17 protein-coding genes are annotated in these 18,113 nt (G+C 43.4%); 12 read left to right on the top strand and 5 right to left on the bottom strand.

The window, feature by feature from the left end; genetic code table 11:
• Nucleotides 1–249: 249 nt before the first annotated feature.
• The 4 genes from PUP29_RS06520 to tsaA all read right to left on the bottom strand — a co-directional run bounded on the left by PUP29_RS06520 (nt 250) and on the right by tsaA (nt 2,379).
• Nucleotides 250–528 carry a GNAT family N-acetyltransferase gene (locus tag PUP29_RS06520; RefSeq protein WP_079546663.1) on the bottom strand — a complete coding sequence of 93 codons (279 nt, stop codon included), beginning with the start codon at nt 526–528 and terminating at the stop codon, nt 250–252.
• A 115-nt stretch (nt 529–643) separates the two neighbouring features.
• Entirely contained in the window at nt 644–1,081 is a 438-nt protein-coding gene (locus PUP29_RS06515) for a hypothetical protein (protein WP_353422730.1), read from the bottom strand.
• A 9-nt stretch (nt 1,082–1,090) separates the two neighbouring features.
• Nucleotides 1,091–1,546 carry a hypothetical protein gene (locus PUP29_RS06510; RefSeq protein ID WP_353422728.1) on the bottom strand — a complete coding sequence of 152 codons (456 nt, stop codon included), beginning with the start codon at nt 1,544–1,546 and terminating at the stop codon, nt 1,091–1,093.
• A gap of 143 nt (nt 1,547–1,689) precedes the next feature.
• On the bottom strand, nt 1,690–2,379 hold the full coding sequence (gene tsaA, locus PUP29_RS06505; protein WP_079546666.1) for a tRNA (N6-threonylcarbamoyladenosine(37)-N6)-methyltransferase TrmO: 690 nt from the start codon (nt 2,377–2,379) through the stop codon (nt 1,690–1,692).
• Nucleotides 2,380–2,860: 481 nt separating this feature from the next.
• On the opposite strand from tsaA, the gene PUP29_RS06500 reads away from it, so the two are divergent.
• The 6 genes from PUP29_RS06500 to PUP29_RS06475 all read left to right on the top strand — a co-directional run bounded on the left by PUP29_RS06500 (nt 2,861) and on the right by PUP29_RS06475 (nt 9,956).
• Complete coding sequence (locus PUP29_RS06500) at nt 2,861–3,691, top strand: phosphoenolpyruvate hydrolase family protein (RefSeq protein WP_079546667.1); 831 nt, start codon at nt 2,861–2,863, stop codon at nt 3,689–3,691.
• A gap of 27 nt (nt 3,692–3,718) precedes the next feature.
• The gene (locus tag PUP29_RS06495) at nt 3,719–5,080 is read left to right on the top strand and encodes an MmgE/PrpD family protein (RefSeq protein WP_079546668.1); all 1,362 of its coding nucleotides are present in this window, start codon (nt 3,719–3,721) and stop codon (nt 5,078–5,080) included.
• 65 nt (nt 5,081–5,145) lie between these two features.
• A complete protein-coding gene (locus PUP29_RS06490) occupies nt 5,146–6,267 on the top strand; it encodes a sugar ABC transporter substrate-binding protein (RefSeq protein ID WP_079546669.1) in 1,122 nt (373 codons plus the stop codon).
• 78 nt (nt 6,268–6,345) lie between these two features.
• A complete protein-coding gene (locus tag PUP29_RS06485; protein WP_079546670.1) occupies nt 6,346–7,836 on the top strand; it encodes a sugar ABC transporter ATP-binding protein in 1,491 nt (496 codons plus the stop codon).
• A 21-nt stretch (nt 7,837–7,857) separates the two neighbouring features.
• The gene (locus tag PUP29_RS06480; RefSeq protein WP_079546671.1) at nt 7,858–8,862 is read left to right on the top strand and encodes an ABC transporter permease; all 1,005 of its coding nucleotides are present in this window, start codon (nt 7,858–7,860) and stop codon (nt 8,860–8,862) included.
• Between the two features lie 38 nt (nt 8,863–8,900).
• Nucleotides 8,901–9,956 (top strand): zinc-binding dehydrogenase, encoded by a 1,056-nt coding sequence (locus PUP29_RS06475; protein WP_079546672.1) that lies wholly within the window; start codon nt 8,901–8,903, stop codon nt 9,954–9,956.
• Between the two features lie 67 nt (nt 9,957–10,023).
• Here PUP29_RS06475 and PUP29_RS06470 read toward each other — a convergent pair whose 3' ends face one another.
• Nucleotides 10,024–11,235: a phosphoenolpyruvate hydrolase family protein gene (locus PUP29_RS06470; protein WP_353422726.1), complete on the bottom strand. Its 1,212-nt coding sequence runs from the start codon at nt 11,233–11,235 to the stop codon at nt 10,024–10,026.
• 425 nt (nt 11,236–11,660) lie between these two features.
• Here PUP29_RS06470 and PUP29_RS06465 point away from each other — a divergent pair, with 425 nt between their 5' ends.
• The 6 genes from PUP29_RS06465 to dhaK all read left to right on the top strand — a co-directional run bounded on the left by PUP29_RS06465 (nt 11,661) and on the right by dhaK (nt 18,095).
• Nucleotides 11,661–12,872 carry a Tm-1-like ATP-binding domain-containing protein gene (locus tag PUP29_RS06465; protein ID WP_079546674.1) on the top strand — a complete coding sequence of 404 codons (1,212 nt, stop codon included), beginning with the start codon at nt 11,661–11,663 and terminating at the stop codon, nt 12,870–12,872.
• A 61-nt stretch (nt 12,873–12,933) separates the two neighbouring features.
• Complete coding sequence (locus tag PUP29_RS06460) at nt 12,934–14,067, top strand: iron-containing alcohol dehydrogenase (protein ID WP_079546675.1); 1,134 nt, start codon at nt 12,934–12,936, stop codon at nt 14,065–14,067.
• Between the two features lie 15 nt (nt 14,068–14,082).
• Nucleotides 14,083–15,126, top strand: coding sequence for a 6-phosphofructokinase (locus PUP29_RS06455; protein ID WP_079546676.1), 1,044 nt, complete (start codon nt 14,083–14,085; stop codon nt 15,124–15,126).
• Nucleotides 15,127–15,138: 12 nt separating this feature from the next.
• On the top strand, nt 15,139–16,446 hold the full coding sequence (locus PUP29_RS06450) for a transaldolase family protein (protein WP_353422724.1): 1,308 nt from the start codon (nt 15,139–15,141) through the stop codon (nt 16,444–16,446).
• Between the two features lie 10 nt (nt 16,447–16,456).
• Complete coding sequence (gene dhaL / locus PUP29_RS06445) at nt 16,457–17,089, top strand: dihydroxyacetone kinase subunit DhaL (protein WP_079546678.1); 633 nt, start codon at nt 16,457–16,459, stop codon at nt 17,087–17,089.
• Nucleotides 17,090–17,102: 13 nt separating this feature from the next.
• On the top strand, nt 17,103–18,095 hold the full coding sequence (gene dhaK, locus PUP29_RS06440; protein ID WP_079546679.1) for a dihydroxyacetone kinase subunit DhaK: 993 nt from the start codon (nt 17,103–17,105) through the stop codon (nt 18,093–18,095).
• Nucleotides 18,096–18,113 lie beyond the last annotated feature (18 nt).

Raw genomic sequence — 18,113 nt, 5'->3', positions numbered from 1 at the left:
ACATCGTACATTGGTATCACGCCCTTTCTTTGCCGATTCAGACGATCTTCCGGATCACAATCCGCCGAAGCCATCCTGCTTTACTATTATCATACCCGAAAACCGACCTCTTAAACATTTTATATTTTGGTTTCCTGTATGATTTTCTTATTATATACATTCTACACCCGTATTGGAATTCCTGCAAGTATTTTTAAAAAATTTCAAACAAAATGTTATTTTTTGAAAAAAATAACAAAAATGGATTTTTTAAAGGCCTGTAAGCTTTCCCAAATATTCAGGATGAGTCTTAAGCCAGTATGCGGCGTAGGGGCATGTGGCAGCAGGCTGCTTTCCGCTTTCGGCAATCTGACGAAGAGCCGCTTGCACCAATTCCCCTGCAACACCTTTGCCGCGCAAAGCAGGGGAGACGAACGTGTGGTCGATTGTCGCGGTTCCGGGCGCTGATTCCGGAAAAGTGATCTCGGCGATCAGCCTTCCATTATCGTCCTCCGCATAAATACGGCCGTTTTCCTGCTTGAATTCCATATAAAGCCTCCTTCGATCGTTTGTTTTCTGTTTCTATAATAAGGAAAAAGAACATAGATGAAACAACGGAAAAGAAAAAAGCTGTGCCTTTTTCGCCAAAACACAGCTTTTTGATTCAGCCGGTAACGGTTTCCGGCATAATGGTTCCCTGAGCGACCGTATAGTGAATGACGGTGCTGCCGCCGTTTTCGAACAGGAAACTGATTAGGATAATATAACCGTCGGAAGAGGCTTCTTTCCCAATCTGATAGCTTTGAGCGGTTCCGGAGGCCTGTGCCTCCTGCGTGACCATATAACCGTCGGAAACGAGAGCTTCAATATAAGAATTCAGTTCCTCCAAAGACACGCCTTGATAGGTAAGCTCTACCTCTGCACCTCCGGTTCCTACGCCCGTGGAAGTTCCCGTGATCTTTTTTTCACCGACAACGGAATACAGGGAGGGAATCGACTCCTTTCCGACTTTGACGACCGGAGCCGTGGCGGAGGCACAGCCTGCCGCGCACAGGAGAAACGCAAGAACCAGAAGAAAAAAGACAGATATTCTTTTTTTCATACTGCCTCCTCAATAATACAAAAATGAGGTCAGTGACGAGATAATGACAGCATTGATGATCCAAAAAATCACAGCGACCACAATACCGATGATTCCGCAGATGAAGCCTGCATTTGCAGAACCGCGCTGCTCTGGGGGCAATATGCGCTTTGCCTTGTTTCCTGTGACGACCGCTATAATACCAAGAATAATACCGGCAATCGGAACAAGACAGCCCAAAACAATGGCGATGATGCCGCACACAAGGCTGGTCGTTGCGGGACCCTTTGCGGGCGGCGCAGTCTGCACCTGCGGTACTTGGCCGTATGGTTGCTGCTGATAGGCGGTATAAGCCTGCTGGTTCTGTTGTGGCTGCGGTGACTGCTGCGGTGCGGCAGATTCGGCTGTTGGCATTTTGACTGCACCGCAATACGGGCAGGCATTCAGACTATCGTCATAGCTTTGTTTACAATTGTTACAAATCATACGAACACCTTCTCTCTCTTTATTTGATGGAAGCAGGCAGCGCTTCCTCATAAGATATTCTTATTATACCACAAAGAAAAATTTTTATGGGAAATATCAGGCTCTGTTCTAAATTCGGACAAGAAAAATACAGGTATGATATTTTATTGCTCTTGCGTTCGCCGGCACACGCCGCGGACTGTTAAGAGACTGCCTCGGACGGAAAATTTGATTTCAAAATCTTTGTATTCCATGCCGTATATCCTGTCCGGGTCGTGATGATATCCGGGGCGGGGGTCATAGGAAAGCAGGGAACGGATCACCGCTGCATCCTCCGGTGGCAAAGGCTCCAAATATTTTTCAGAATCTGCTACCTGAAGAGGAGCATCCTCCAAGCTCCGGGTAAATCCAGCGGCCGCCTGCGGATGACAGTCGCCCGGGATATAGGGCTTGATGTCATAGATCGGCGTACGGTTCATAAGATCGGCCCCCAGCACATGAATAACCGGCCCGTCCGGCGTTTCCAGCTCGATCAAGTCAAGCTTCACGGAAGAAAGGCCGATCGGATTAGGCCTGTAGGGAGAGCGGGAGGCAAATACGCCTACGCGGACGTTGCCGCCTAACCGCGGCGGACGCACTGTGGGCGACCATGAAGAGCGGCATGCCTCTGAAAAACCCCATAGAAGCCAAATATGAGAAAACGACTCAAGTTCCCTCAGCGCTTCAGGCTTCCTGTATGGTTCGGTAAAAATGATAGAAGCGCGCGTATCCCCAACCAGTCCGCTTTGGCGGGGAATACCGAATTTTGTAGGAAAGTCGCTTCGTATATGCGCGATTGGTTCAAGCTTTAGCATACCGCCCCTCCTTTTGACAAAAATTTATATTTTTATTGTAACTTAATGTGGGGAAAATGCAACGTGAGAAAATAAAAGGAATTTTAATTCCATATTAAAACTATATAAAATCTTAATTTATGTATAAAAAATAGCAGAATTTTCTCTAATCAAACAAATTAACATATTGAAAGAACATTTTTGAATAAGCAATGTCTTATATAGCTATAAGAGTACATTAATAAGAAAATTTAATCTAACAAATAGACAAGTTAAGCGCACATATATACTTTGAATTTGTGTAAAAGAATCGTTAGTATAAACCCATAGAGAAAATACAGTACTTTCAGTATATAGACAAAATCAAGTATATAAAATTAAAGAAAGACAAGATGACTCAAATGGTTGTCGTTTACCTTTATGTATCTTCAGCGTACTCATTTTTATAGATTTGAACAATATGTTCTATCTATAAAACAAAAAAATAAAGGAGAGAAAAAATATGAACACAATGACCAGAGCAGAAATTATGGAAAGGTTCAAACGCGAAACAGAAGCAGGAAAAATACTGGTTGGCGTTGGCGCAGGAACCGGAATCACCGCTAAAAGCAGTGAGGCAGGCGGCGCAGATATGTTGATTATTTACAATTCCGGAAGATTTCGCATGGCGGGAAGAGGCTCGTTGTCAGGGTTGCTTTCTTATGGAGATGCGAATCAAATCGTCGTAGAAATGGGGGCGGAAGTACTGCCCGTAGTAAAAGATACGCCAGTATTAGCTGGAGTATGTGGTACGGATCCTTTCCGAGTTATGGAGGTGTATCTAAAGGATCTCAAGGCACAGGGATTTAACGGCGTTCAGAATTTCCCGACGGTAGGCCTTATAGATGGAATTTTCCGACAGAATCTTGAAGAGACAGATATGGGTTATGGTCTTGAAGTGGAAATGATAAAAAAAGCACATGAATTAGATATGCTGACATGTCCGTATGTATTCGATCCAGAACAAGCGGTGGCGATGGCAAAAGCAGGCGCTGATATTCTGGTAGCGCACATGGGACTTACCACAAAAGGAACCATTGGGGCAAAGACGGCGCTGACGCTGGATGACTGCATTATAAAAATAAAAGATATTATTGCAGCAGGACGTGAAGTAAACCCGGATATTATGGTGATATGCCACGGCGGGCCAATCGCAGAACCACAGGACGCGCAATATGTGATAGAACGGGTACCCGAGATCGATGGTTTTTTTGGGGCTTCCAGTATTGAGCGGTTTGCAGCGGAGAGAGGTATTAAAGAACAAGCTGCAGCTTTTAAAAATATTAGAAAATAGGAATAAAACAGCAGGAGGGAAACCGCCATGACGCTTACACAAGAGATTGCAAGCTATGCGATATCTATTAACAAAGATACGATTTCGGCCGCTACCCAAAAAATAGCCGCAGAAATTATGCGGGATTGCGTCGGCTGTATTCTTGGCGGAATGAACGATTGGCCAGTACGCCGTACTGCGGAATATTACAGAGGATTTCATGCAGATACAAACGCTTCAGTTATCGGGATAAGGGATTTAAAGCTTGCCCCGGAATATGCAGCAATGGTAAATGCCATGGCTGCTCATATCCGTGATTTTGACGATATCTGTGTGGCGGCGGAGGGTCACCCAACCGTGGCGGTATTTCCTTCGGTTCTTGCTCTCGGAGAAGCGCTTTCATCTTCAGGACAGGAAATCATAGATGCTTATATTACCGGTGTAGAGATAACAGGACTTATGGGAAGTGCTTTGTTTGCATCGGGGTATCACATGGGGTGGGATACGACCTGTACAACAGGAATATTTGGAACGACAGCGGCGGCAGCAAAGCTGCTGAGACTGACGGAAGAAGAATTTACAAACGCACTTGGAATCGCGGCGACAGAGGCAAGCGGTTTGCGAGCAAGCTATGGTACGTTTGCAAAAGACCTCACGGCAGGAAGAACTGCTTCAAAAGGAATTTATGCAGCAAAGATGGCGCAGCTCGGATTTGATGCGAATCCTGCGGAGTTGGAAGACGAAAGCGGGCTGTTGGCCGTTTCTTCCAATGGATTTGATGTAAAGTTATTCCATCACATTATAGAAAAACGAATTTCAACTTTCCTTTCGCCGGGCATGATCATGAAGCGTTATCCTTCTTGCCGCGGAACGCACAATGCGATCGATGCAGCGCTTGGACTCGCTGATGAGACTGAATTTCGCACGGAGGAAATAAAAGAAATTTTTTGTTATGCAGAACATTCAGCGATCGAAAACGATAGATATCCACAACCGGAAATTCCGATCCAAGGGAAATTCAGCATTCCTTATTGTGTGGCGTTGGCATTAAAAAATAAAGGGATTCGTCTTGGAGATTTTGCAGGAGATCAAATTACAGATAAAGCAGCAATGGATTTATGCCGAAAAATAAATGTTACGGAAAAAGGAGAAGGATTCACCAAAGGAAAAGGCGGTACGAAGATCGTTGTTGTCATGAACGATGGCACACGCCACGTACGTTGTGTTGACATTGCAAAAGGAGATCCGCATTTGAGACTCACGGAAGACGAATTAGAAAGTAAATTTATGGAGATTGCAGAGACGATCATGGATCCCATAGACGCAAAACGATTATATGAGTTTCTCGGCGATATTAGCAACGTAAAAGATGTCGGCGAAATTGTGAGAAATATCAATCAGAACCTATAATTTGTCCGGAAACACCGGATAAAAGTAATTATGCAGGAAACTGCAATAAAAAAGGAGATCAGAATATGAAAAAATTGTTACTTATTGTATTGACGGTAATTATGGTATTATCTGTTGTTGCTTGCTCGGCAGCGCCGGCAACCGAATCTTCGGCGGCATCGGTGGAAAGTACAGACGATTCTACAGCAAACGCGGAAGCGGAAGCAACTCAGAAAGAATCGGGAGGCAAGCAGCAAATTAAAGTTGCTTTTGTGTTCGATATTTTAGACGTAAACCAACAGGATCATGTAGACCATATCCGTTATCAATTAGAACTGATTAACGACGAGCAAGATGAAGTAGAATTTACAGATTTTACCGGGTATAACTGCAACATGGTAAATGAAGAATTCCTCACCAATATGGAAACAGCCGTTACGGCGGGTTACAATCTTATTTTCACGATGCCTGTTGACTCGGAAGGCTGCATTCCGGCCTATCAGAATGCGACGGCAGCAGGTGTAAAAGTCGTGGATCTGCGCGGTGTACCGACGACTGATGAGGTTGCTGTTATGTATCAGGGTATAGGCGAAGACCAAATCGGTGCCTGCACGAAAGAATATGTAAAAAATATGTTGGAAGAAAACCCTGATTTGGTGCTCAATACTTGCCTGGTTTACCCTACGGCAGGACACACAGGTTCCTTTATTCGTTTGGATGTGATGAAAGAGTTAGCCGAAGAAATGCCCGGGCGAATCAATATTCTGGTAGAGGGTTATGGAAACTGGAGAACAGAAGATACGCAAAAGCTTGTGGAAGATTGGATTCAAACCTATCAAGATATCAATTTTGTTTTGTGCGCAAATGATGAGGAAGCACTTGGAGCGATCAATGCTTTAGAAGCAGCGAATATGAAAGAGGACGTTATGGTCCTCGGCGGCAATGGTGCAATGCAGGGAACGGATCTGATTATCGAGGGAAGATTAGATGCAACTGCTGCCCAGGATAAGCCTGTATTTGCAAGAAACCTTGCAGAACTTGCAGTAAAACTTTACGATGGCACCTATACCGAACTTGCAGGATATGATGATACAACGAAAGTATATCTCCCAGAAATAAGTGCGGTTTATATGCTTACGCCTGATAATGCAGAACAGCGTAAAGAAGACCTTCAGTTCTATGAAGATACTTTTGCGGCTTATCATTAAGCAGTGACAGGGATCCGGCAGCATACGAAGGTATGCTGCCGGATGTCCGCAAAATCGAAACAGTAAAAGGGGAAGGCAATGAATACGATTTTAAAAATGAGCGGGATTAAAAAAGTGTTTGCTGGAGTCATTGCCCTTGATGACGTCAACCTTGAACTTGAAAAAGGAGAGATACATGCTCTGATTGGAGAAAATGGAGCGGGAAAATCGACGCTGATGAAGATACTTTTGGGTATGTATCAGAGAGATGGGGGCGAAATTGAGTTCAAGGGACAAAAGATTAACTTTAAAAGTCCGGCAGAAGCGTTAGAGAGCGGAATATCAATGATCCATCAGGAGATCAGTTTGGTTCCCAACATGACAGTTGCAGAGAACATCTGGTTAGGACGTGAGAAGCAATTTAAAAAAGGCGCCATGATAGATATCAGAAAACGGCATGAGAAAACAGAGAAACTTCTTCACGGGTTAGAAATCGATGTAAAGCCGAATGTTCCCGTTAAGAACCTCAGTGTTGCGGAGATGCAGCTTGTTGAGCTGGCACGGGCGGTATCTTACGATGCAGATATTATTATTATGGACGAGCCGACCTCCGCACTCACTACAAAAGAAGTAGAGCTATTATATAAAATTACGCGCAATTTGGCAAAAGAAGGCGTAACCTCCGTTTTTATTTCCCATAAATTAGAAGAGATTTTTGATATTTGTGATAGGGTGACAGTTCTTCGGGACGGGCATTTTATCAAAACAGATTACTGCAAAAATATATCCAACGACCAGTTGATTAAAATGATCGTTGGAAGAGAGTTGAAAGATATTTATCCCAAAGTACAGCCAAAATATGGCGATGTGGCGCTTGAGGTGAAACATCTATGTAAAACAGGTGTGTTCGACGATATCAGCTTCGAGGTACGGTCTGGTGAAATACTTGGATTTGCGGGCCTGATGGGGGCGGGCAGGACAGAGATCATGCGGTCGATTTTTGGTATGGAAAGGCCGGACAGTGGGGAAATCTATATACATGGGAAAAAAGTGCATATAAAACGTCCAAAAGATGCTGTGGAAAACGGAATTGGTATGGTGACGGAAGATCGTCTGCGTACCGGCTCTATCTACACATTATCCGTCATTGGAAATACAACGCTTGCCAGTCTTGGACAAATTACTAATCGACTGGAGTTGTATTCCCCCAAAAAAGAACTGAAAGAATTTACAAAAGTTTCAGGGAAATTATCCGTTAAATATAGCTCGCCAAAAGAATTGATTGGCAATCTTTCCGGCGGAAATCAGCAGAAAGTAATCATCGCACGGTGGCTTTTGAAAAATGTAGATATTCTGATTATGGATGAACCGACTCGTGGGATCGACGTGGGTTCCAAGTCGGAAATTTATCAGTTGATGGCCGATCTTGCAAATCAAGGAATGGCTATTATTATGATTTCATCGGAAATGCCGGAACTGCTTGGTATGAGCAATAGGATTGTGGTAGTCAGAGGTGGAAAATTGGTCTTTGAGTGCAGCAGGCAGGAAGCAGATCAAGAAACACTGATTGCACATGCTTTCGATATCTAAATGAAATGGAGGGCTTAAGATATGCAAAAACAGAGAGAGGAATTGAAACTGAAGCTGGGAGTGACATCATTTTTGATGGAATATAAGGTGTTTCTGGTTCTGGCGGTGATCGTAGTTGCCCTTTGCTGCATGACCCCGCTGTTCTGGACATCACAGAATTTATTCAATATTTTACGGCAGGTTACGGTCACAACAGTAGTTGCAGCGGGATTTACTTTGGTATTGGCGATTGGAGCTATCGATCTTTCAGTTGGATCAGTTCTTGGTTTTGTCGGAATTATGATGGCCTTTATGCTACAGGCAGGCGTTCCGGTTGGGGTTGTGATTATCGCAGGTGTTATTATGGGAATCGGAACGGGGCTGCTGAATGCTTTTCTGGTTACGGCTTTTAAACTGCCGGCATTTATCGTAACGCTTGCTATGTCGTCCATCTATCGGGGACTGTGTTATGTTACGACGGGAATGGAAGCTGTATATGGTTTGCCGGAAGATTTTTTGTTTTTTGGACAAGGTTATGTAGGTGTAGTACCGTTTCCTGTATTCATTATGATTGCTACGATAATAGTAATGTATATTGTTGTAAACCGGACAGCGTTCGGCAGACATGTGATTGCGATGGGCGGCAATGAGGAGGCAACACGCGCATGTGGAATCAACGTAAACAGAACGCGCTATGGTGTATTCGGAGTAATCGGTGGTTGCGCAGGCCTTGCTTCCATTATATTAACAGCACGGTCGGCTTCCGCTCAAGTCACCGCAGGAACCAACATGGAAATGGACGCAATTGCTGCGGTTGTCATTGGCGGGACATCACTTATGGGTGGAAATGCCAATGTTCTCGGCACATTAGCCGGGTGCCTGATTGTAGGGGTTGTGAACAATGGCTTGAATCTAATGGCTGTGGACTCCAACTGGCAGGTAGTAGCAAAAGGATTATTGATCCTGTTTGCAGTTATCCTTGATTCCGTATCTGCACAGGTATTCAAAAAGTCCCAAATTAAGCAGGCAGCGCAAAAAAGCAACTAATAAAAAACTTTTACAATAAAGAAAAAGGAGAATTTAAAATGTATACAGAATCAAAAGTTATTATGATGCATGGCCCGTTCGACGCACGGCTCGATACTGTGCCGCTGCCACCGCTCGGGGATGACGAAGTACAGTGCAAGTCTGTAAAATCGCTAATTAGTGTCGGTACAGAGGCAATCCAGTATGCGAGGAATCAAGATGCGTCGATGCATAGGGTAGCTTTAGACCTCGGAAAACCACATAAAACGAGCTATAACACTTCGGCTGAAGTTGTAGCCGTTGGAAAGAATGTAAAGGATTATAAGGTGGGAGACAAAGTATATGCACTGGTAGGGCACGAACAATATTTCAACATTAGGCCTTCGCTGCTGACGCATATGCCGGACTGGATCAGCCATGAAGAGAATGCGTGGATGACGATTTTGCGCACCGGCCTGTTTTCCTGCATGCAAGCGGGCTTGAAACCATACGATACAATTGTGATTGCAGGACTCGGAATATTCGGATTTGCAACCCTAATGGCAGCTAAAATATATAACGCTAAAAATATTATTGTAGTGGAGCCGGAAAAATATCGTGCCGATAAGGCAAAAGCTCACGGAGCAACCCATGTGCTGAATGCAAAAATAGGAGATGTGTTGGAAGATATTATTGAATTGAATGATGGTAAATTAGTAGATGTTGCGGTGGATGCGACTGCGTGGGCCGGAAATATTAAACACTGCCAATATGTCGTTAAACGTAATGGAAATGTTACAGTGATTTGTGATCCGCCGAATACTGACAGCCAAATTATGAACTATGGATTTTTGCATTATCGGGGACAGCATGTTCATGGAGTATATATCAATATGATGCTCGCGGAGCCAGATCCGTGCACAGATCAGAGAGAATTCGTCAATCCGTTTTATCCAATGACCATGCAGGATATTCATACATTTTTATATGAAAAATTCAAAACAGGAGAGATTAATGTAAAAGACCTGATTGCAGGATATGTTTCTCCAACGGATTGCGCTCAGGTATATCACGACCTGCACTATGACCGCGGGCAACGGCTCGGCACGGAATATGACTGGACGATGCTAAGATAGGATTTCTTTCCTACTGTCCTGTAAATATTATAAAAATAAAGAACCGCTTTAAAGCGGTTCTTTATTTTTATTGCACAGATTCACGAAGCTTGCGATTCTTATTGGAAAAATATTCCCGGGGCGACATGCCGGTCTGCTTTTTGAATGCTTTGCTGAAATGAGCATAGTCATTATACCCCATAAGATAGGCAAGGTTTACAAAGGAAATCAATTCACATTTTTCGATCTCGATTGCCTTATTGATACGCACACGACGCACATATTCCGGAAAGGTACACCCCATTTCTTTTTTGAAAAGCGTACTGAGGTAAGAACGTGAGATGTGAAGCTTGTCGGCGATATCGGAAAAGATCAATTCATGCATGTAATTGGCGGCGACGTGTTCTTTAATGAGATCTACATAGTTGTAGTGGCTGGATACATCTGCTATCATTTTATGAAGTTCGGCATTCTGATTAAATTTACCGACCATTTTGAATTCCTGAGTTACATGAGTAAGGGATTGCTCAGATGGTATGCGTTCGAACGAAGAACCGCCGAGATAGCCTTGTGCGATAGTATTGTCGTACATATATTTCACATCAAGACGCGTGCGTACCGGTCCGCCGTAAATTAACTTGATAACAGAAGGACGTATCGCTTCGCATATTCTGAAAATACGGTTGGAAGCGTCTATAGATTCCTCCAAAGACATAACTTTTTTGGCACCGAGATTTCCGCCGCTTGTAAGGCCGAGGTGTAAACAAATGATGTCGGCACCTGCATCAAGCATTTTTTCGCATTGAAGCTCATCAAAAACAAACGCTACGGAAAATATATTTTTCTGGTTGGCAATACGTATCGCTTCAACCTCTTTATCGTAAGTCATACCCTCCTCTTCCAGAGCTTCACGAAATTTGCCTCCAATCATGCCGATGGACGGGTAATTGTTTATGCCGCTGAATTTTTTTTCGTGGATCAATTCCAGATATTCAGGAAGCGAGATCGTAGGATCGGTTGCGCATAAACCGAAAATTACAGGGATTTTTTTTATACTGGGGATAATTTCCCGAGAAGCAAAATCCATAACCATTTGATTACAGTTTGCAAAAGGCATGAAACCTGCCAAAGAAGATGTGCCGGCCTGCCGAAACCGTCCGGAGTTGAGCGCAAGCAGCATATCAGCGCCGCCTTTTTCCGTGTATTTCGCAGAAATACCGCTGCCGCAGGCTACGCCTAACAAATGACCATTTTGTTCCAAACGTTTTTTCAGAAAAGCATGAATTTCATTTCGTTCCATGTATGTTCCTCCTGCCGATGAATGACAAAAAATCTCTGCACAAAAGTTCCCCATAATCTATATAAAATATAACAAATGAAAACGACATATACGCTCAAAAGGCGAGCAACTGAAATGTCCCGGATTTAATCACAGATAAGACATCTCAAAAATTTACTAATTATAGTATAACATGTTGAAATAAAATAGAAAACTTAAAATCAAATGAAAAGTCATTGATTTTTTCCCGAAAAATTCTGTATTTACAACTGTTCGGTAAATTCAAACAAGAGGTTAACAAATAAACATGTTATCCGTACATCTGTCTATGGATATGCCCGACTTTCAACCGTAAAATGAAATTGCAGAAAACAAAATACCCCCATATTTTGAAAGAAAATTACATATACAAAAATTAAATAATGGTTGATTCAGGAGGCAGAAAGATGAAAACAGTCGCACTTGCAGGGACGCTCGATTCGAAAGCGCGGGAATACGCTTATGTAAAAAATTTATTAGAGGATGCGGGCCTTAAAACATTGATAATTCATACCGGAGTTTTTGAGGCGGAAATTCCGGCTGATATATCCAATGCTGATGTAGCGGCGGCGGCAGGATATGATATAGAAGAGATTATACAAAAAAAGGATCGCGCTTATGCAACACAGGCCCTTTCAAAAGGAATGGAAGCAATCATTCCTCGCCTGTATGAAGAATATAGATTCGACGGAATACTTTCTTTCGGTGGAACGGGAGGTACCTCGATCGTTACCCCTGGAATGCGTGCGCTGCCGATCGGTGTCCCCAAAATTATGGTTTCAACGGTTGCCTCTGGCGACGTATCTTTTTATGTGGGGACCAGCGATATCATGATGTATCCTTCGATTGTAGATGTTTCGGGACTTAATTCGCTTTCCACTAAAATTTTTGCAAATGCTGCCCATGCAATGGCGGGCATGTTGAACTATGAAGTAAAGCAAAAGGCGAATAAAAAACCTTTGATCGCAGCGACAATGTTCGGCGTAACAACGCCGTGTGTAGATGCTGCAAGAGAATATCTGGAAAAGAAGGGCTTCGAAGTTTTGGTGTTCCATGCAACAGGAACGGGAGGAAAAACAATGGAAGCTCTTATCAACTCAGGATTTTTTGCAGGAGTATTAGATCTTACGACAACAGAATGGTGCGATGAACTTTTTGGCGGCGTATTAGCAGCCGGGGAACATCGGTCGGAAGCGGCAGCCATAAAGGGAATTCCGCAAGTGGTCTCGGTAGGAGCGATGGATATGATCAATTTCGGAACGATAGATACTCTACCAGAAAATATGCAAAACCGTAATATATATCGACACAATCCTAGCGTAACACTTGTGCGTACTACTACGGAAGAAAACAGAGCGTTAGGGGAAAAACTTGCGCAGAAGTTAAATATGGCGCATAAAAAGACAGTACTTTTATTACCATTGAAAGGTGTTTCTATGATTGATGCGGAAGGACAGCCGTTTTATGGAAAAGAAGAAGACGAGGCCTTGTTTGAGACACTGAAACGACATATAGATACGCAGAAAGTAAAAGTCATAGAACTGCCCCTGCATATCAATGATAAAAAATTTGCGCAAAAAGCGGCTGAAATTCTGATTGCATTGATAGAAGAATCATAAAAGTAAATAAGGGTAGTACAAACAAAGAGTTTTGATACGAAAAAACGGTCAGGAGGGAAAATTGAAAACGCATACCTGTTGGTTCAATAAGAGGAGTATTTTTGGCAGAGGTTCGGTAAAGGAAATCTGTGAAATTGCCGCAGAAAAGCATTTTGCAAAAGCATTTTTAATGACCGACGAGGGCGTAGTTGCAGTAGGGATTATAAAAAAAGTAACAGATATTCTTGAGACGGGAAATATTCCATATGAAATATTCAGCGATATATGCCAAAATCCGACAATTCAAAATGTCCAGCGTGGCATTTGCCATTTTGAAAGCGCAAAAGCAGACTTTATAATCGCCATAGGCGGCGGATCGGTTATCGATACGGCCAAAGCTGTAGGAATGATCTATTCGAATCCGGTACACCATGATGTTGTCAGCCTTGCAGGCCGCAATGTTTTGCCACGGCCATGCGTGCCTATAATCGCAGTGCCCACAACTGCGGGAACTGCATCTGAAGTGACGATGAATTATGTCATCACAGATGAAAACAACCGACGAAAAATCGTCTGCACAGATCCTGGTTGCATTCCGGAAATAGCCGTAATTGATCCGGAATTGATGAAAAGCATGCCGTCGTCGCTTATTGCGTCAACCGGAATGGACGCGCTTACACATGCGGTTGAGGGATATTTTACAAAAGACGCATGGGAACTTACCGATATATTCCATTTGGAAGCCATTCGAATGATTTCTCAATATTTACCGTTGTCTGTAAAAGGAGAAGAAAACGGACGGGAACAAATGGCGCTTGCGCAATACATGGCTGGTATGGGCTTTTCCAATTCAGGGCTTGGACTTGTTCACGCTATGGCGCATAGTTTAGGTGCTATATACAATATGGCGCATGGAATTGCAAACGCGGTTTTACTGCCTCATGTGCTGGCATACAATTTAGAAGTATTGCCAGAATGGAAAATCAAAAAAGCGGCGGTTGCAATGGGAGCTGGAGAAGAAAAATACAGTCTGATATCTGCAATAAGAGATTTGGCAAAGGAAGTGGGGATACCGACGAGTTTAAAAGAATTATCTGTAAAAAGGGAGGATTTTTATAAGCTGTCCGAAGTGGCGTTTAGTGATGCCAATACGACAGGAAATCCACGAAAGACAAGTGTAAAAGAAATTTGGGAAATATTTGAAAAAGCATACTGAGCAAAGGATGAAAATATGAAAAGAATAGGAATATTGACTGGCGGCGGCGACTGTCCCGGACTCAATGCAGTGATTCGCAGCGCGGTAATTCGGTGTGAACAATGCGGAATGGAAAGCGTGGGTTTGATGTATGGCTGGCGCAGTATGATAGATAACAGACATGTACCTCTTAACCGAAAGCTCGTAAAAGGAATACAGACGGAAGGTGGAACGATTCTTGGTTCTTCAAGAACGAATCTAATGCAATGTGAAGGGGGATTGGTAGCAGCAAAAAGAACATTGGAAAATTTAAAGCTTGATGCGGTGATTGCTATTGGAGGAGATGATACGCTCGGAGTGGCAATGGAGCTTTCCAATCGGGGACTTCCTATGATAGGTGTACCTAAAACGATCGATAACGATTTATCCTGTACAGATTATACGTTTGGCTTTGATACGGCAGCAAGCATAGCGATGGAGGCGATAGAGCGAGTGAAAACGACGGCGGCTTCCCATGAACGGACAATTGTTGTAGAAGTGATGGGAAGGTATACCGGTTGGATCGCTTTAGAAGCGGCGGTCGCAGCTGATGCCCACATGGTATTAATACCGGAATTTCCAGTCGATATCAACGAAATCGTCAGAATCGTGAATAAGCGTTATGATGTAGGGAATACTTGCAATGTGATCGTGGTTGCGGAAGGATTTTGGCCGAGAGGTATAGAGAAAAGCGAGGAAAATCTGAAAGACGACGATATGTTCGGACATACGAGGCTGGCGCGTCGGGAAGTTTCAAAAACCCTTGCGGAAGAAATAGAACGGCGGACAGGGCATGAAACAAGACACATTGTTCTCGGACACGTTCAGCGCGGGGGAAATCCTACAATGTTCGACCGCTTTTTAGGAACCCGTATGGGAACCAAAGCAGTTGAACTTGTAATGGAGAATCAATTCGGTTCTATGGTTGCATTGCACGGGACAAGTATAGAAAGTGTTCCACTCAGCGATGCACTGTCTGTACGAAAATGTGTACCCCAAAATTTATACGAAATGGCAAATATGTATATTGGAAAAGGATGAGAGGAAAAGGAAATGATTGAATTGAAATTAAAAACGCTGATTGCAGAAAAAGGAATGGTAGCTGGTGAAGAGGATTATGTCAAGCGCGCGGAGGACATGGACGTATGTATAGACGACTTCAAGGCGATAGAAAATAGAGTACAGCGTATCGGTGTCACGACGCAGTATCGTGATGTAATAGATACGCTCTATCGGAATGAAGACGGGACGCCGCCAGGATTTAAACGGTTGCTATGTATGGAGCAGAGCGGTGTTCTGCGTGTAGATTTGGTGCGCGATATTTCATATGACAAAAATGGGGAAAAACGTCCGACGAATTTACTCTTTTCGGCCGACAGTGCAAACCCCTACGAAGTTCGCCCTATTGCAAACCTCATTGCGAACTTAACATGCAACCCGGGAATTGTCTACGATTTGTTTATTAATAATCCCAAAGCTAATATAGGCGGACAGTATAAAACACGCGATGAAGTGATGGAAGAAATCGGGAAAATTCTTGGGCCGGGCTGCGATATTAGTGTAGAATTAAATAATCCTTTTGAAAAATCAGAAGCGGCCATTCTGGAAGAAGCAGAAAAATTCAGAGAAATGTTTTCTAAATATCGTGTTGTGATTAAAGTATCGCATACAGGGCCGGTAAACAGCGAGAATGTTCACGAATTGATGGAAGGAAATAAGCGTTTTTCAAAAAATTTTAAAACTGTTGCAACGGCGGACGCTCTGCGGGGACATAATTTAGCCTTGATGCTACGCGAACATGGATATCGTGTGAATTTCACGCTTATGTTTGAACCGTATCAAACTCAATTAGCTCTACAGGCGAAACCTTATTTTATTAACAGCTTTATCCGCCACCGCGCGATGCAAAGTACATATATCAAATCAAGGCTTGACTGCTATGCGACAGACCGAGATAAAAACCATTTGATAGAATTGAGGGATTTTCTACTACAAAATGATTACTTATGCCCAGATGAAGCGGAAAAAGAACTGATTGACGTACTGAATATGGGAGAGGATATTTTAAATGCCCGACGGTTCAGAGATAAAGAAGGCAACGATGGGTTGGACGGAATCCGCCACAATCTGCGCGTAATGAGAGGTTGTAATTTAGAGGATACGCGGCTGATTATATGCAGCATGGAAGGAGAATATAACTATCCGGATATCGACAGGCTTCTTGCAGACCCGGAATTTTCAGACATGTCAGATCGGGTAGTGATTACGGCAGAACCGGGCTATCTTGCGCGTTTCACCTCGACAAATCAAGTCATTTCTTATCAGCGCAGGTTCATGAACGCTGCGAAAGGCATGAAATAAGGAGGGAAAAATGGAACAAAGGCGTATATTGATTCAATTACTGGACACAATCAGCCGTAAAATGATTGAGGTAGAACCGGAACTTACGGAGCTCGATTCAAAGATTGGAGATGGGGACTGTGGTATTGGTATTAAAACAGGATTTTCGGAAGTACTTGAAAAAATACCTCAATGGCAGGAAGATAGCATTTCCGATATTCTTAAAAAGACCGGAATGACACTCGTTTCGTCGATCGGAGGGACATCCGGAGCTATTTTGGGAACCGGTTTTATGCGCATGGCAATGCAGGCAAAGGACAAAATATACTTAACGATGAAAGATTGTGCAGATCTACTATGTGCAGCTTTAAAAGGAATGTCAGAGCGTGGAGAAAATACGCAGATAGGCGATAAAACGATGATTGATGCTCTTGCACCTGCTGTTGAAGTGTTTCGCAGAGCAGCAAAAACGCAATTGAATTTAAAACAGGGGTTGCGGGAAGCGGCAGTTGCAGCTAAAAAAGGTTCGGACAGTACGATTGATATGATTGCAAAAAAAGGACGTGCATCTTATCTCGGAGAACGAAGCCGTGGGAATCGAGACGCGGGCTCAATGGCGATTTATTATATGTTTGAGGCAGCGAGAGATTTTTTCGGAGCATGAAAGGAGAAAAAATATGAAAAAAATAATCAATAGGGCAGAAGACGCAGTGAACGAAATGATCAGTGGTTTGGTAGCTGCAAATCCAGAGTTGGTAGATTCTATTCCTGAAAAGCGGATCGTATACAGGAAACAGCTAAATAAAAAGAAAGTAGCGGTCATTACAGGATCGGGCAGCGGACATGAGCCAGACCAACTTGGTTTTGTAGGAAAAGGTATGATGGATGCGATCGTCGCGGGCCCTGTATTTGCGGCACCTACGGCCGATGCAATTTATGAGGCAGCCAAACTTACTGCAGGCAATCAGGGTGTTTTATTTATGGTCAAAAACTATACGGGCGATAGGGCACAATTTTCAATGGCGGCAGAAATGTGTGAAATGGACGGAATAAAAACGAAGACCGTTATGACAGACGATGATGTGGCTGTAAAAGACAGTACCTACACGGCGGGCCGGCGAGGTATTTGCGGAGCGATATTTGGCTATAAGGTCGTATGTGCAAAAGCAGAACAGGGAGCCGATCTTGAAACTCTTGTCGCACTTGCTGAGCGTGTCAATGCGAATACACGTTCTATGGGATTTTCATTGACTTCCTGCATTCCTCCTGCAAAAGGAACGCCTATTTTCGAGATTGAAGATGATGAGATAGAAATCGGGATAGGGATCCATGGCGAACCTGGGCGGGAACGTATGAAATGGCAGCCTGCAGATATATTAATAGAAAATATCGTAAAAAATATTCTGGAAGATCTACCTTTCCGTGCAAGTGATGAAGTTGCCGTTATGGTCAACGGTCTTGGTGCCACGCCTACAATGGAATTATATATTGCCTATCGAAAAGTAGCGGAAATGCTTGATGCTGCAGGAATCAAAACGTTTAGAAGCTATGTGGGAAACTATTGTACGTCCCTTGATATGGCGGGCTGCTCCGTTTCTTTGCTGAAATTGGATGAAGAGATGAAAACGCTCTTATTGGAGCCGATAGAGATCCCATTGCATATTTTCTAAATTATATTAGTATGAACG

The sequence above is a fragment of the Christensenella massiliensis genome, assembly GCF_040409835.1.
Lineage (GTDB): Bacteria > Bacillota > Clostridia > Christensenellales > Christensenellaceae > Christensenella > Christensenella massiliensis.
This window is presented reverse-complemented; position numbering and strand designations above follow the sequence as displayed.

What these genes read in the sequence shown, in the direction of transcription:
- PUP29_RS06520 (WP_079546663.1), bottom strand. Translation starts at nt 528, where the DNA reads ATGGAATTCAAGCAGGAAAACGGCCGTATTTATGCGGAGGACGATAAT.
- PUP29_RS06515 (WP_353422730.1), bottom strand. Translation starts at nt 1,081, where the DNA reads ATGAAAAAAAGAATATCTGTCTTTTTTCTTCTGGTTCTTGCGTTTCTC.
- PUP29_RS06510 (WP_353422728.1), bottom strand. Translation starts at nt 1,546, where the DNA reads ATGATTTGTAACAATTGTAAACAAAGCTATGACGATAGTCTGAATGCC.
- tsaA (WP_079546666.1), bottom strand. Translation starts at nt 2,379, where the DNA reads ATGCTAAAGCTTGAACCAATCGCGCATATACGAAGCGACTTTCCTACA.
- PUP29_RS06500 (WP_079546667.1), top strand. Translation starts at nt 2,861, where the DNA reads ATGAACACAATGACCAGAGCAGAAATTATGGAAAGGTTCAAACGCGAA.
- PUP29_RS06495 (WP_079546668.1), top strand. Translation starts at nt 3,719, where the DNA reads ATGACGCTTACACAAGAGATTGCAAGCTATGCGATATCTATTAACAAA.
- PUP29_RS06490 (WP_079546669.1), top strand. Translation starts at nt 5,146, where the DNA reads ATGAAAAAATTGTTACTTATTGTATTGACGGTAATTATGGTATTATCT.
- PUP29_RS06485 (WP_079546670.1), top strand. Translation starts at nt 6,346, where the DNA reads ATGAATACGATTTTAAAAATGAGCGGGATTAAAAAAGTGTTTGCTGGA.
- PUP29_RS06480 (WP_079546671.1), top strand. Translation starts at nt 7,858, where the DNA reads ATGCAAAAACAGAGAGAGGAATTGAAACTGAAGCTGGGAGTGACATCA.
- PUP29_RS06475 (WP_079546672.1), top strand. Translation starts at nt 8,901, where the DNA reads ATGTATACAGAATCAAAAGTTATTATGATGCATGGCCCGTTCGACGCA.
- PUP29_RS06470 (WP_353422726.1), bottom strand. Translation starts at nt 11,235, where the DNA reads ATGGAACGAAATGAAATTCATGCTTTTCTGAAAAAACGTTTGGAACAA.
- PUP29_RS06465 (WP_079546674.1), top strand. Translation starts at nt 11,661, where the DNA reads ATGAAAACAGTCGCACTTGCAGGGACGCTCGATTCGAAAGCGCGGGAA.
- PUP29_RS06455 (WP_079546676.1), top strand. Translation starts at nt 14,083, where the DNA reads ATGAAAAGAATAGGAATATTGACTGGCGGCGGCGACTGTCCCGGACTC.
- PUP29_RS06450 (WP_353422724.1), top strand. Translation starts at nt 15,139, where the DNA reads ATGATTGAATTGAAATTAAAAACGCTGATTGCAGAAAAAGGAATGGTA.
- dhaL (WP_079546678.1), top strand. Translation starts at nt 16,457, where the DNA reads ATGGAACAAAGGCGTATATTGATTCAATTACTGGACACAATCAGCCGT.
- dhaK (WP_079546679.1), top strand. Translation starts at nt 17,103, where the DNA reads ATGAAAAAAATAATCAATAGGGCAGAAGACGCAGTGAACGAAATGATC.